The sequence below is a fragment of the Angelakisella massiliensis genome (genome assembly GCF_900104675.1).
Classification (GTDB): Bacteria; Bacillota; Clostridia; order Oscillospirales; family Ruminococcaceae; genus Angelakisella; species Angelakisella massiliensis.
Genome location: NZ_LT629945.1, coordinates 890,278 through 905,077, shown reverse-complemented (window position 1 = coordinate 905,077; position 14,800 = coordinate 890,278). Strand labels below are relative to the sequence as shown.

Annotated in this window: 12 protein-coding genes; 11 read left to right on the top strand and 1 reads right to left on the bottom strand. The window is 55.3% G+C overall.

What is annotated here, in order from left to right; translation table 11 throughout:
• The first annotated feature begins 516 nt into the window (after positions 1-516).
• The 6 genes from BQ5383_RS09575 to pgsA all read left to right on the top strand — a co-directional run bounded on the left by BQ5383_RS09575 (position 517) and on the right by pgsA (position 6,361).
• Entirely contained in the window at positions 517-1,362 is an 846-nt protein-coding gene (locus tag BQ5383_RS09575; RefSeq protein WP_071434999.1) for a prephenate dehydrogenase, read from the top strand.
• A 424-nt stretch (positions 1,363-1,786) separates the two neighbouring features.
• Complete coding sequence (locus BQ5383_RS09565) at positions 1,787-1,996, top strand: DUF378 domain-containing protein (protein ID WP_071431469.1); 210 nt, start codon at positions 1,787-1,789, stop codon at positions 1,994-1,996.
• Positions 1,997-2,724: 728 nt separating this feature from the next.
• Positions 2,725-3,348, top strand: a complete 624-nt coding sequence (locus BQ5383_RS09560) for a regulatory protein RecX (protein ID WP_071431467.1) — start codon at positions 2,725-2,727, stop codon at positions 3,346-3,348.
• Positions 3,333-4,151 (top strand): YdcF family protein, encoded by an 819-nt coding sequence (locus BQ5383_RS09555; RefSeq protein WP_071431466.1) that lies wholly within the window; start codon positions 3,333-3,335, stop codon positions 4,149-4,151. Before BQ5383_RS09560 ends, BQ5383_RS09555 begins: the two co-directional genes overlap by 16 nt.
• Before the next feature lie 309 nt (positions 4,152-4,460).
• Positions 4,461-5,783 carry a 30S ribosomal protein S12 methylthiotransferase RimO gene (gene rimO / locus BQ5383_RS09550; RefSeq protein WP_071431464.1) on the top strand — a complete coding sequence of 441 codons (1,323 nt, stop codon included), beginning with the start codon at positions 4,461-4,463 and terminating at the stop codon, positions 5,781-5,783.
• Between the two features lie 14 nt (positions 5,784-5,797).
• Positions 5,798-6,361, top strand: a complete 564-nt coding sequence (gene pgsA / locus BQ5383_RS09545; protein WP_071431462.1) for a CDP-diacylglycerol--glycerol-3-phosphate 3-phosphatidyltransferase — start codon at positions 5,798-5,800, stop codon at positions 6,359-6,361.
• A gap of 953 nt (positions 6,362-7,314) precedes the next feature.
• Here pgsA and BQ5383_RS09535 read toward each other — a convergent pair.
• Positions 7,315-7,869 (bottom strand): biotin transporter BioY, encoded by a 555-nt coding sequence (locus BQ5383_RS09535; protein ID WP_071431458.1) that lies wholly within the window; start codon positions 7,867-7,869, stop codon positions 7,315-7,317.
• Between the two features lie 821 nt (positions 7,870-8,690).
• On the opposite strand from BQ5383_RS09535, the gene BQ5383_RS09530 reads away from it, so the two are divergent.
• The 5 genes from BQ5383_RS09530 (at position 8,691) to BQ5383_RS09510 (ending at position 14,526) form a co-directional block, all read left to right on the top strand.
• Positions 8,691-9,608: an ABC transporter permease gene (locus BQ5383_RS09530; protein WP_071431456.1), complete on the top strand. Its 918-nt coding sequence runs from the start codon at positions 8,691-8,693 to the stop codon at positions 9,606-9,608.
• A gap of 12 nt (positions 9,609-9,620) precedes the next feature.
• Positions 9,621-10,688, top strand: coding sequence for an ABC transporter permease (locus BQ5383_RS09525; RefSeq protein ID WP_476726761.1), 1,068 nt, complete (start codon positions 9,621-9,623; stop codon positions 10,686-10,688).
• A gap of 21 nt (positions 10,689-10,709) precedes the next feature.
• Positions 10,710-11,720, top strand: a complete 1,011-nt coding sequence (locus tag BQ5383_RS09520) for an ABC transporter ATP-binding protein (protein WP_071431454.1) — start codon at positions 10,710-10,712, stop codon at positions 11,718-11,720.
• Entirely contained in the window at positions 11,717-12,688 is a 972-nt protein-coding gene (locus BQ5383_RS09515; protein WP_071431452.1) for an ABC transporter ATP-binding protein, read from the top strand. The genes BQ5383_RS09520 and BQ5383_RS09515 overlap by 4 nt, the downstream gene beginning before the upstream one ends.
• 158 nt (positions 12,689-12,846) lie before the next feature.
• Complete coding sequence (locus BQ5383_RS09510) at positions 12,847-14,526, top strand: peptide ABC transporter substrate-binding protein (protein ID WP_071431450.1); 1,680 nt, start codon at positions 12,847-12,849, stop codon at positions 14,524-14,526.
• The last annotated feature ends 274 nt before the right edge of the window (positions 14,527-14,800 follow it).

Sequence of the window (14,800 nt, the reverse complement as noted above, 5' to 3'; positions counted from 1 at the left end):
GGGCCTGTGAAAATGGCAGCGCCCGGTGGCAAAAGCGAAAACCGTGTGTCCCACGTTTTTTAAAATCTATTTTCCAGGGCAGGCTGTGGATTTCCATGGGCCTGCCCTTTTGCTTTGCTCCCAAGTGCTTTGGAAATGGAACAATTTTCCGGAAAATACAAATAAAAGCTTTACATCAAAAGGACGCTTTTGACAGGAAAATCATTCTGCCGCGGACAAAACCTCTCTCTGAGAGAAACAAAAAAACAACTACCAGACGGTCTCAAACAGGCCAGAAACCGGACAAGGGAAGGCCAGGTTCATCTTTTCCCGCAGCGGTCAGGAATGGTTCTCCGGCAAAAAATTCAGGGAAGTCTTTTCTTTCCGGTCATTGCAAACCGTCCCCGGAAAGATTATAGTATTACCATTACATCCGAACCCTTTTCCGCTGCCTGCTTACAGGGGGGAATTTATCAGAAGAGGGGTTTTGGAAACGAAAAACGCCTCCTCCAAAGGGGCGGGAAAAGAGGGATCTTTATGTATCAAACCATTGCCGTGGCTGGTCTGGGCCTGATCGGAGGCTCTATGGTCAAAGCAGTACGGGAGTACCTTCCTCAAACACGGGTGCTGGGATATGAGCTGCGTCAGGAGGTCTGTGACCGCGCCCTGGAGGAATCCACCATCCAGGCAGCCAATGACTGGGAAGGGCTCCGGCAGGCGGATCTGCTGCTGCTGGCGCTGTTCCCCGGGCAGGCGATGGATTTTGCCGCCGCCCACGCTTCCCGTCTGCGGCCCGGCTGTGTGGTCATTGACCTGTGCGGCGTCAAGGAGGCGGTCTGTCCCACGCTGGAAAAGCTGTGCCTGGCCCATAGTCTGGTCTATATCGGCGGTCACCCTATGGCGGGACGGGAACGCTCCGGCTATGACGCCGCCCTCACCAATCTGTACCGGGGAGCCAGCATGATCCTGGTCCCCACCGCCGCCTCCACGCCTCAGGCCATGGAAGAAGCCTCTGAGTTTTTCACCGCCCTGGGCTTTGGGCGCATTGAGGTGACCACGGCGGAGCATCACGACCGGATGATCGCCTTTACTTCCCAGCTGGTCCACGCTGTTTCCAACTGCTATATCAAAAGCCCCTCCGCCCCGGATCATCACGGCTACAGCGCCGGCAGCTACCGGGATCTGACCCGGGTGGCCCGGCTGGACCCGGCCATGTGGACGGAGCTGTTTTTGTGGAACCGTCAGGCGCTGCTGGAGGAGATGGACCAGCTGACCCTCCATCTGGGGCAGCTGCGGCAGGCCATAGACCGGGGGGACCGGGAGGAAGTGTACCGGCTGCTGGACGAGGGCAACCGCCGCAAGATAGAAATCGACGGGGTGTGAGAAACCTTTTCTTTGGTACTTTTCTCAGCACCAAAAACGGTATGGCTTTTGTGTTGTCACACCACAAGTTCCCTTCTGTTTTTCGGTTCTGCCGAAAAAGGGCTGATGGGCAGCGTCCCGTCTGCTGAAATAATGGGAATATCCGCAAATGGTACGCTGTTGGAAAAAACTTTGTGAAGACTTCTGACGGCCTTATAAATCCAGAAAAGAAAGCATAGAGCAGATTCCCGCAAAAATTTCAAAATTTGCCGGAATCCTTTGCCAGCCGCAGGCGAGTATACTCAATTCTTCACCGCATACAATAAATGAGCCGTCCTGTCCCGTCCCGTTTATTTCCCGGACGTGAAAGAACGGTGGGAAAAACCGCTTTTTTGTTGTTTTTCCGAGCCCTGTCCCCAGCGGACACAGAAAGGGAGTGAAGAAAGTGCTGGACAAACTCGCTTTGATCCTGGTAATCATTGGCGCACTCAACTGGGGCGGCATCGGCCTGTTCCAGTTTGACACCGTGGCCTGGCTCTTTGGCGGCCAGGGAGCTATGCTCAGCCGGGTCATCTATACGCTGGTGGCGCTGGCGGGTGTATGGTGTATCTCCATGCTGTTCCGGGAGGACGCCGTGGCGGACCGGGGCAGATGACCCGGGACAAAAACATCTGACAGACCCACGAACGGCTCAGCGCTCCTTTCCCAAATGAGGAAAGGGGCGCTGAGCGTGTCGAAAAAGTTCGACACGCTTCCAGGGGGTATCCAATACCCCCTGGATACGCCGCTTGGTTCCTGACGAAACCAGCGGCGATACCCCCGGTTTCGCGCCCCAGTGGGCGCGGGTCGTGGTATAAAAATCAGGCTCATGTCCTGATTTTTATGATTTTGAATTTCATTTGTTCCTTAAAACAGGTTTTTCTACAGTCTGAGCGCTCCTTTCCTTATTTGGCAAAGGGGCGCTGAACATATGAAGAAGCCATATATTTTCACAGGCTGAATACGCTCCTCAGCAGATGGCAGGACCAGCAGGGATGCTTCGGTTTTTCTCCTCCGGCAGAAGGGACCATGGCAGAACCATCAGGCACAGATGCCGGCAGCGGATGGTTTTTGTCTCCCCTTATTTTGTCCCTGAAAGCTTGCCGTTTTTCCTCAAAATGATAAAGCCCATCTACATAGCATCCTGAGACAAGTCCCCACGGGAATGGAGCCCCAGACAGGAAATTTTTTCCTTCAAGCCTTTTGAGCGGGGCAAAGGAGGGACCTGTTTAAGGGTAAAAAACATTTTCCTTCCCTCTTTGGACCCCTGTAAAATTCCCCCTCCGCCTTTTCACCGGTCCGGTTTTGTGGTATGATAAAAAAATACGGACAGGAGGCTCAGGTATGACCATTACAGGGATCGAAAAGACCAAACGGGGACGGTATTCCCTGTTTGTGGATGGGGAATTTTTGTTCAGCATCCATCCGGACATCTACAAGACCTCCAAGGTGAAGGCTGGGCTGGAGATGACCGTCCAGGAGCTGGAGCAGCTGCGCCTGGACGATGAGTTCTACAGCGCCAAGGACAAAGCCCTCACCCTGCTGTCCTACGCTCCCCACAGTGCCGGGATGCTGGAAGAAAAGCTGTGCCGCCACTGGGACAGAGAGATTGCCCGCCGTGTAGTGGAGCGGATGGAGGAGCTGGATCTCATTGATGATGGAGACTATGCCGCCCGTCTGGCCCGGGATCTGGTGAACCTCAAAGGCTGGTCCCTGAGCCGGGTGCGGCTGGAGCTGAAGAAGCGGAAGCTTCCCCCCGGGGCGGTGGAGGAGGCTTTGGAGCAGTTTGACGGGGACAGCGATCTGGAAGCGGCCCTGCGTCTGGTGAAGAAGAAGTACCGCTCCCGCCTTTTAGACAGCGACGGGGTGCGCAAGACCATTGCCGCCCTCCAGCGCCAGGGTTTTTCCCTGGGGGTGATCCGACAGGCTTTGGAGCGGCTGGAGGAGGAAGAATGGGAGGAAACGTAAAGCAGAAGTCCGCCGCGCCCCGGCTCCTCCGCCTTTGGGAAGGGGCAGGGATACTGGCTGCGTTTTTTGGCCTGATTCCCCCTGTATTTTATGGCATTTTTCATCCCGGCGTGGCAGTGATGCTTCTTTTTGCTCTGGCGCTGTGGATGAAGGTGCTGTTTTTGTCTCCTGACCGGGCCTCCCGCCTGCCTGCTTTAAGGCGCTGGCTGAAGGAGAGCAAAGCCGCTCCCATACTTCACCGGCTGTTATCTCTGGCTTTGGGGGTGGGGCTGACGGTGGAGGGACTGTTTTCCATTGTGATGATTCAGGCGGGATGGTTTCATCCCCCTGTTCAGGGACAGCAGGCCACAGCGGTGGTGTTGGGATGCCTGACCATAGGGGACCAGCCTTCCCGGATGCTTCGGTACCGGCTGGAAAAGGCGTTGTCTTACCTGGAACAGCAGCCTGAGGCCATGGTGGTGGTCACCGGCGGCAAAGGGGACCGGGAAACCTGCAGCGAGGGGGAGGTTTCCGCCCGCTGGCTGGAGGAGCATGGGATCTCCCCGGACCGGATTTTGGTGGAAAACCAGTCCTCCAACACCCGGGAGAATCTGGAGCTGACAGCTCCCCTGCTTAAACAGGCTGGGCTGGGTCCTCAGGTGGTGATCGTCAGCGATGGTTTTCATCAGCTGCGTGGGCAGCTTTACGCCCGGCGCGTGGGGCTGGAGCCCACCGGCCTTCCATCCAAAACCCCCTGGGGTCTGCTGCCTACCTATTGGCTCCGGGAGCAGATGGGTATCTGCAAGGCGCTTCTGCTGGAATGATGGGGAGCTGTTCTCCTGTTTTTCACAGCCAAAGGAAAAAACGGTGGAAAATCCCCATGTCCGGGGCGTTTGGGAAATGCTTTTTTCATGGATGGGGGAAGGGATTTGCTTTCTCCTTCCGGGCGCCGGGTCCATAATAAGGATTCCGCGCAGAGGGATGTTTTATTTTTCAGATAGTGGCAAGCTGTGATGTTTGATAAGAGGATTGACAGGGTGGGACCGGTTTTATTTCCCGGGAAAAGCCCTGAGACCAAAGAATAGAAACAACACCCTGTTCCCATAAAGACAGGGGGAAAGGAACGAGAACTGATGAATCCAATCAAAGTGGGAATGATTTCTCTGGGATGCTCCAAAAACCAGGTGGACGCCGAGCTGATGATGGCTATGATCGTGGAAGGCGGCTGGCAGGTAGTGGGGGACCCGGAGCATTGTGACGTGGTCATTATCAATACCTGCGGCTTTATTGAGGATGCCAAGCGGGAATCCATCGATACCATTCTGGAGTACTGCCGCAAGAAGGAGGAAGGCCGCCTCCGGGCGGTGGTGGTCACCGGATGTCTGGCGGAACGGTATCAGCAGGAGCTGGCGCAGGAGATCCCCGAGACGGATGTGGTGCTGGGCATCGGCAAAAACAGCCATATCGTACAGGCCATCCGGGAAGCCCTGGAAGGACAGCGGGTGGTGGAGTTTGGACCCAAGGAGGACCTGGGGCTGGAAGGAGAGCGGATTCTGGCCAATCCCCCCTATTTCGCCTACATCAAGGTGGCGGAGGGCTGCGACAACCGGTGCAGCTATTGTGCCATTCCCCTGATCCGGGGTGGCTTCCGCAGCCGGTCCATGGAGGACATCATGACCGAGGTGCGCCGTCTGGCGGCTCGGGGTGTGCGGGAGATGAACCTGGTGGCTCAGGATACCAGCCGCTACGGTCTGGACCGGTACGGCAAATATATGCTGCCGGAGCTGATTCATCAGGTGTGCCAGGTGGAAGGGGTGGACTGGGTCCGTATCCTCTATGCCTATCCTGAGCGGATCACCGATGAGCTCATTGACGCCATCGCCAAAGAGCCCAAGGTGGTCAAGTACATTGATATCCCGGTACAGCACGGCAGCGGCAAGGTCCTGCGGGAGATGAACCGTGTGGGGGACCGCCACACCATCCTCGCCCTGGTGAAAAAGCTGCGGGAGCGGATCCCCGGTGTGGTGATCCGCACCACCATGATCGCCGGATTCCCCGGAGAGACTCAGGAGGACTTTGAGGAGCTGTGCCAGCTGGTGACTGAGGCCCGGTTTGAGCGGCTGGGATGCTTCGCCTATTCCCAGGAGGAGGATACCCCCGCCGGTGAGCGGGAGGATCAGATCGATCCCAAGGTTCGGGCCGACCGGGCCGACCGGATAATGGAGCTGCAGATGGATATTGCCTTTGAGTTTGCCCGCTCCTGCAAGGGTAAGGTGCTGGATGTGCTGGTGGAGGGACGCCAGGGAGGCCGTTATTATGGCCGCAGCTATATGGACGCCCCCGACATTGATACACGGGTTTATTTCACATCCAAGGAAAAGCTGTCTGCCGGACAGCTGGTACCGGTGGAGATCACCGGCAGCCGGGAGTATGATCTGGTGGGTGTGGCCCGCTGAAAGGAGAGACGGCAATGAATCTGCCCAACAAACTGACGATGATGCGGATTATCATGATTCCGCTGTTTCTGTTTTTTCTGCTGTGGGATATCGTCCCCGGCAATGAGCTGCTGGCGCTGCTCACCTTTGCTCTGGCCGCTATTACCGACACCCTGGATGGGCAGATTGCCCGGCGGCGGAATCTGGTGACCGACTTCGGCAAGCTGATGGACCCTCTGGCGGATAAGCTGCTGGTGATGTCCGCTTTGGTTTCCTTTGTGGAGGTGCAGGATGTTCCCGCCGTGGTCATCGTTATCATCCTGGCCCGGGAATTTATGGTCACCTCCCTGCGGCTGATCGCCGTGGAGAAAGGAGTGGTCATCGCCGCCGATATTTGGGGCAAGGTCAAAACAGTGCTGCAAATGTTCTGGATCGTCTATACCCTGCTGCTGCGGTGGCTGGCTTCTCTGGAAATGATGATCGGTGGTCCCCTCACCCTGATTTATCAGGTGGGAATGGTGCTGGTGGTAGTAGCTACGGTACTGTCTGGAATAAACTATATGTATAAAAATCACAAATTGTTTACGAAAAGTATATAATCTGAAATAAAAAAAGAGGGCTCTGCTTTTTGCAGGGCCCTTCAATTGTTTGGGAAAAGTTGCGCCCAAAGGGACTCGCTCCTTTTGGGGAATTTGCTCTCTGTCCCGGATGTCTGCCGGGCGGAAGCTGGTGTCACGGGGGATGCGCCCAAAGGGACTCGTCCCTTTGGAAACCCATTGTTGTGGCCGCAGCGAGTGGGTTAGTCCGGCAAACAGTCTGCCGCAGTTTTGGTTGGTACCTTTCGGTCTTAGGGGGAACGGGTGGAGGGATGGCTTCTGCTTCTGTTTTGGCAGAGGTGGTATCGCCCGCTCGCCGGTTGTCTGGGTAAAGCCAGACAATCCACTCGCTGCTTGGGCAGCAGTCGGTTCTTCTTTTCAGGTAAACGCTGACCATAAGTTTGTACTGTAGGGGATGCGCCCAAAGGGACTCGTCCCTTTGGAATCCCATTGTTGTGGCAATAGCGAGTGGGTTAGTCCGAGAAAGTGCCTGCCGCTGTTTTGGCTGGTATCTTTCAGTGTTAAGGGGAACGGATGGAGGAATGGCTTCTGCTTCTGTTTTGGCAGAAGTGGTATCGCCCGCTCGCCGGTTGTTCGGGTAAAGCCGGACAATCCACTCGCTGCTTGGGTGGAAAAATGGCCGCACAAGGCGGCCAAAGGGGGCGGCGGGTAAACGCCGCCCCCAGCTTGTTTTCAACCCTGTTGAATCATCCTGCCGCCTATTGCGCTCACTGGGAGGTAAAATCCGACGCTTCAAACAGGGGGGGCGGTAAACAAAAAAACAAGTTCCAAGTTTGTATAAGCCCCCTGAAGGTGAAAAACCGGCGCCCTTTCCAGTGAGTTTGCAGGAAGGGGACCGGTTTTTTAATATATTTCGGCAAAGGAAACTTTTCAACAGGACATGGGCGTTTCTGTGGAAAATCTTTTCCCAATCCCATGGAGAAAGGAAGATCTTTTCAGCACCAGCTCCAACCCATACGGGCCAAAGGCTGCTGAAGGCGGCGCACTACGGCAGCGGCCAGGAGGATTTTTACCACGTCCCCGGGGAGGAAGGGGAATACGCAGTAGATGAGGCTTTGCCACAATCCCAACCGGGTGACAGCCATAAACCACACAGTTCCAAAGAGGTAGCACACCAGACAGCCCAGAACCATAGCGGGAATGAGAGCCTTGAAGCTGTGACCCCAAATTTTCGTCAGCAGTCCCACCAAAAAGGCGGTGAGGATATAGCCTAAAATATAACCGCCGGTTTTACCCAGCAGGGTGCCCAGGCCGCCGGCAAACCCCGCAAAAACAGGCAGGCCCACCGCGCCCATCAGAGCATAGACCGTCACGCTCAGGGCTCCCAGCCGGGGCCCCAGCACTGCTCCTGCCAGATAGGCGCCGAACAGGGCCAGGTTGATGGGCACCATAGGCAATGGGATTTGGATCTGAGAACACACAGCCATTAGTGTGGCGAACAGGGCACAGGCAGCCATCTGCCGGGTTTTATTCTGGGTGGAATGTTCCATGGAGAGTGATGCTCCTTTCCATATGCAATGAAAGTTCTTTGTCATAGATATACCATGTTCCGTCCTAATTGTCAACATAAAATAAAAATAAAGTTTACAATGCAGGATAAAGCACACTCTTCTGGAAGGCAGAACATTGGTGAAAAGGCAATGGGAGAGAGTTGTATTTCCCACATGGACACTGGGAAAATGTGAAATATATGATACAAAAGGAAAACCACTTTTGTACAAAAAAGATATTTTTTGCAAAATTGTTATGTTGCATAGTTTGTGGTTGCATAAAATGATATTTGTGCACAAAAAAGATAATGGTAAAAAAAGTAAAATGCCTGCCGCGTGACGGACAGGGTTACTGACAATTTGTATATTTGCAGGTTGGCACAGTGTATACTTGTATAATTCTTTTGTAGGAATACAATATGTATTTATATTGTGTGCAAATGGAGGATTCTAACTTTCTTTTTTCCACTTTCAAAATAAGTCTTCCATAAAAATCATCTGGAAAAGATTTTTGGTAAAAAGGAAAAAAATCCACCCTAAAACGTCAAAATGGCCTTATTTTGTCTATTTCATGAAGATTTTGGCGCGTTTTTCTGCGGATTGGCTGATGAAAGGAAATTGTTGAAAATTGACATGAAGATGAAAATCGGGTATCATAACACGGTAACACGCTTGCGACGGAAACAGGTTCCTGATTATGCATAAAAGCGATCCTGACAACGGCTTTGCCGGGACACCGGCGGCCGTGTGTTTTTGTCTAAAGCACAAAACCCCTTGAGGACGCGGTCCGGGGGGAATGAAAAACGAAGGAGTGACTACAGATGGGCAAATTCATCATCAAGAGAGTGCTCTCCGCCATTGTGACCATCTTCCTGGTGGCGACCATCACTTTTTTCCTGATGTTCCTCGTCCCTGGCGGGCCCTTCCTCTCCGAGAAGGCTCCGTCTGCTGAAACACTGGCCGCGTTGGAGGCTAAATACGGTTTGGATCAGCCAGTGCCGGTACAGTACGTCAATTATATGGAGCGTCTCATTCACGGCGACCTGGGAACCTCTCTGAAAAAGAGAGGCCTGGAGGTCAATGATATCATTGCCACCGGTTTTCCCGTATCCGCCAAGGTGGGCGGCATCGCCATCGCCGGAGCGGTGCTCATCGGCGTTCCCCTGGGTTCTGTGGCGGCTCTCAACCGGGGCAAGCCTCTGGACAACATCATTATGGTGGTGGCCACCTGCGGTATTGCCGTCCCCAGCTTTGTTATGGCCACAGTGCTGATGGTTACTTTCGGTGTTCAGCTGGGCTGGCTGCCCACCATGGGCCTGAGCGGGCCGCTCAGTTACATCATGCCATGTATCGCCCTGGCTTTCTATCCCACCGCCTATATCTCCCGGCTGATGCGTTCCAGTATGCTGGACGTCCTTGGTCAGGACTATATGCGCACCGCCCGTGCAAAGGGCCTGAGCCAGTTTGTCATGCTCTTCAAGCATGCCCTGCGCAACGCCATTCTGCCGGTTGTCACCTATCTGGGTCCCCTGCTGGCCTATACTCTCACCGGTTCCTTTGTTATTGAGAAAATTTTCACCATCCCGGGGCTGGGCAGCGAGTTCATCGGCTCCATCACCAGCCGTGACTATCCTTTGATCATGGGCACCACCATCTTCCTGGCCTTCCTCATCATCATGATGAACGTCATCGTGGATATCGTGTACAAGCTCATTGATCCCCGGATCAAACTGAAGTAAGGCGGTGAAAAAATGGAACAGGAAAAAATGAAAAAGAATCCCCTGAGCGTGCAGCTGGATGTTTCCGACTTCCTGCCCGCCGACGAGACCGAAAAGCAAAGCCTGGTGGTGATGCGGGAAAGCGTCAGCTTCTGGAAGGACGGAATGCGCCGTCTGCTGAAAAATAAAGTAGCCATGGTCTCCCTGGTAGTCATCATCTTGGTGATGATCTTTGCCTTTATACTGCCCATCTTTTATCCCTACTCCTATGACGAGCAGCTGCGGGGACGGGAAAACCTGGGCATGATGGAGCCTATTCCGGAAAAGGCCCTGGCCCTGGCGGAAAGCAAGGGGCTTTCCACCTTTCCCCACATTCTGGGTACCGACAACATGGGCCGTGATTATATGATCCGTGTGATGATGGGCACCCGCATTTCTCTGCTGGTAGGTATTACCGCCAGTGTCATTATCCTGTTTATCGGTTCGCTGTACGGCGCCATCGCCGGCTACTTCGGCGGCAAGGTGGATATGATGATGATGCGTCTGGTGGATATCATTTACACCGTGCCGGATATCCTCATCATCATTCTGCTGAGTGTTACCCTCAAGTATCCTCTCAAACAGCTGGCGGCGGACTATCCTGCCATGTTTGGCTGGATTGAGACGGTAGGTGTGGGTCTGGTATGTATCTTTATCGTGTTTGCCCTGCTGTATTGGGTGGGTATGGCCCGGATCGTCCGCAGCCAGATCCTCATCCTCAAAGAGCAGGAGTATGTTACCGCCGCCAAGGCCCTGGGCGCGGGCAGCGGACATATCATCCGCAAGCATCTGCTGACCAACTGCATCGGCACCCTCATTGTCACCACCACCCTGCAGATCCCCAGCTCCATCTTTACCGAGAGCTTCCTCAGCTTCATCGGCCTGGGCGTGGCCGCTCCCATGACCTCCCTGGGCTCTCTGGCCTCGGCGGCCATCGGCGGCATCAGCTCCTATCCTCACCGGCTGCTGATCCCCGCGCTGATGATTTCCCTGATCATTCTGTCCTTCAACCTTCTGGGTGATGGTCTGCGGGACGCCTTCGACCCCAAACTGAAAAACTGACGAAAGGAGAGGTGAATATCTATGAGCAACCAGCCTTTGCTGAATATTGAACATCTGCGCCTCTCCTTCTTCACCCCTGCCGGTGAAGTAAAGGCCCTCAATGACGTTTCCTTCCAGCTGGAGCAGGGAGACGTACTGGGCATCGTGGGAGAATCCGGTTCCGGCAAATCGGTCACCGCCTATTCCATCATGGGTCTGACCGCTTATCCGGGACGTATTGTGGGAGGCGAGATCCACTTTAACGGTCATGAGATCCACAAGATGACCGAAAAGGAGATGCGTTCCATCCGGGGCAAGGAAGTGAGCATCATCTTCCAGGACCCCATGACCTCGCTGAACCCGGTTTATACCATTGGCAACCAGATCTGTGAGGTGATCCGCCTCCACACCAACAAGACCAAGGAACAGGCCCATGCCCGGGCGGTGGAGCTGCTGAGCCTGGTGGGCATCAACGAGCCGGAGCGGCGTCTGAAGCAGTATCCCCATGAGCTGTCCGGCGGTATGCGCCAGCGTGTAATGATCGCCATCGCTCTGGCCTGTGAGCCCAAGCTGCTCATCGCCGATGAGCCCACCACCGCACTGGATGTGACCATCCAGGCGCAGATCCTGGAACTGATGATGGAGCTGAAAAAGAAAATCGGTATGTCCATCATCATGATCACCCATGACCTGGGCGTGGTGTCCAATATGTGCGACAAGATCGCCGTCATGTACGCCGGCAAAATCGTGGAATACGGCACCGCCGACGATATTTTCTACAATCCCCAGCACGAGTACACCCGGGGACTGCTCACCAGTATCCCCAAGCTCAACGCCACCGAGCATGAACGCCTGGTGCCCATTGAGGGTCAGCCGGTGGACCTGCTCAATCCTCCCGCCGGATGTCCCTTCGCCCCCCGGTGCAAATCCTGCATGAAGATCTGCCTGCGGGAAATGCCCCCCTATACCCACTTCTCTGAGGATCATTACAGCGCCTGCTGGCTGACCCAGAAGAAGGAATTTGAAGCCCGGAAAGGAGGAGACCGGACATGAGTGAAAAACTCATTGAGGTGGAACACCTGAAACAGTATTTCGATGTGGGTTCCTCCATGTTCAAAAAGAAATATGTCAAAGCGGTGGACGATGTCTCCTTCTTTATCAACAAGGGAGAGACCCTGGGCCTGGTGGGAGAATCCGGCTGCGGCAAGACCACCACAGGACGGACCCTGCTGCGGCTGTACAAGCCCACCGGCGGCAAGATCATCTATGACGGCAAGGACATCACCAATGTGGATATGCTCCCTTACCGCCGCAAGATGCAGATCGTTTTCCAGGACCCCTACGCCTCTCTGGATCCCCGTATGACGGTGGCGGATATTGTAGGCGAGCCTTTGGACATCCACAAGCTGGCCGCCACCAAAAAGGAGCGAGAGGAGATCATCATTGAGATGCTCCGCCGGGTAGGCCTCAACAGCGAACACGCCAACCGCTATCCCCATGAGTTTTCCGGCGGCCAGCGGCAGCGCATCGGCATCGCCCGGGCGCTGGCGGTGCGTCCCGAGTTCATCGTCTGTGACGAGCCGGTTTCCGCCCTGGACGTTTCCATCCAGGCTCAGGTGGTCAATATGTTTGAGGACCTGCAGGAAAGCATGGGCCTGACCTATCTGTTCATTGCCCATGACCTGTCCATCGTCAAGCACATCTCCAACCGCATTGGCGTGATGTACCTGGGCAAGCTGGTGGAGCTGGCGGACAGCAATGAAGTTATCTTCCACAGCCTCCATCCCTATACCAAGTCCCTGATCTCCGCCATCCCCATTGCCGACCCCAAGACCAGCCGGGCCAGCAAGCGCATCGTCCTTCAGGGAGACGTCCCCAGCCCCCTCAATCCCCCTTCCGGCTGCCGTTTCCGCACCCGCTGTCCCTATGCCACCGAGCTTTGCGCCCAGAAGGAGCCGGAGTTCCGGGAGGTCTCCAGCGGTCACTATGCCGCCTGCCATCATCTGGACAAGATCAACTGAGGCCCTCTGGAGGATAAAGCCTCTTATTTTGAGACAAAGGTACGCCCAAAGGTCTGTTTTTGAAAGCCGTTGTTTTTACATGGCTTTTGAAATAAAGAAAAACCTGCCCGGGATGCTGATCCCCGGCGGGCAACAAACTCTTTCAGGAGGAAAAAGAAATGAAAAAACTTGCACTGCTTCTGGCCGCAATGATGCTGGTAGTCAGCGTCGCCGGCTGCGGAAGCAACACTTCTGCCTCCAGCAGCTCTCAGGCTGCCGGTGAATCCGGTGCCGAAAGCTCCGCCGCGCAGAACACTGCCGCTGTTTCTCCCGTTACCAGCTGGGACGGCAAGGAGCTGTCTGTGGTCGTTGGTCCCGATCCCGACACCATTGATCCCGCCCTCAACTCCACCGTGGACGGCGGTACCATGATCGCCCATGCCTTCGAGGGCCTGTTTGCGCTGGACAAAGACGGTGTTCCTCAGCCCGCGCAGGCTGAGAGCTACACCCTCAGCGAGGATGGCCTCACCTATACCTTCACCCTTCGGGACGGCCTGAAGTGGAGCGACGGCACCCCTCTGACCGCTGAGGATTTCGCCTATTCCTGGCAGAGAGCCATCGACCCCGCCACTGCTGCCGACTATTCCTACATGTTTGAGTGCATCGACGGCTATGCCGACGGCAAGCTCAACGTCACCGCTGTGGATGAGAAGACCCTGGAGGTCAAGCTGATCGCTCCCACCGCTTACTTCCTGGAGCTGACTGCGTTCCCCACCTATATGCCTGTCCAGAAGGCCACTGTTGAGGCCAATGGCGAGCAGTGGGCTCTGTCCGCCGAGACCTACATCGGCAACGGCCCCTACAAGATCAGCGAGTGGCAGCGCGGCTCCCACATCACCATGGTCCAGAACGAGAACTACTGGAACGTGGAGGCTCTGGGACCGGAGTCCATCCGCTTCAACCTGGTGGAGGATGATGTGGCCCAGCTGTCTGCCTACAAGACCGGCGAGGTTCTGTTTGTAGATACCGTTCCCAACGACGAGATCGATGCCCTCAAGCCCAATGAGGACTATTATGTCATGGACCAGATCGGTACCTACTATGTCAGCTTCAACGTTCAGAAGGCTCCCCTGGATAATCCCAAGGTCCGTCAGGCTCTGATCCTGGCTGTGGACCGTGACTGGATCTGCGTCAACGTGGGCAAGGCCGATCAGGTTCCCGCCGGCGCTTATGTTCCCCCCGCACTGAGCGACGCTGATCCCACCCAGTCCTTCCGCGAAGTGGGCGGCGACTATTATGATCCTTCCTTTGAGGCCTATGAGGACAACCTGGCCAAGGCCAAGGAGATCCTGGCTGAGGCCGGCTATCCCAACGGCGAGGGCCTGCCCACTATCGAGTATCTGTATAACGAAGGTACCGCTCACCAGCAGATCGGCGAAGCCCTCCAGAGCATGTGGGGCGAGCTGGGCGTGAAGGTGGAGCTGGTTTCCCAGGAGTGGGCAACCTTCCTCAACTCCCGTAAGAACGGCGAGTACAATGTGGCCCGTAACGGCTGGCTGGGCGACTACAACGATCCCATCTCCTTCCTGGATATGTGGATCACCGGCGGCGGCAACAACGATGCTCAGTGGTCCAACCCCGAGTATGACAAGCTGATCACCGAGATCAAGTCCACCGGCGACCAGGCTGTGCGGATGGAGAAGATGCATCAGGCGGAGGACATGATCTTCGCTGACTGGATGCTCTGCCCCCTGTACTACTACACCGACATCTATATGCTCAGCCCTGTGGTGGACAACACCTGGGCCTCTCCCCTGGGCTTCAAGTACTTCATGTACGCTACCCCCAAGGCGGCCTGAGACAGTCTGAGCCAGGAAGGGAAAAGGTCTGGGTGAAAACAGACCGCACCCTACAAAGATAAGAACAGCGGCGTCCCCGAGAGCGGAAATGCTTCCGGGGACGCCGTTTTGTTATCATTTTATATTTCCGGATTTCCGGCCGCAGGGAAGAATGGCTCCGGGTTTGGAGGACACAGGCTTTGGGGCGCAATACGCAATGATATGGGTCCCCATTTTCACACCGGCAAAGAGGCCATGGCAGCATCAAAGACATTGACCCGCCTTGATTTCGTGG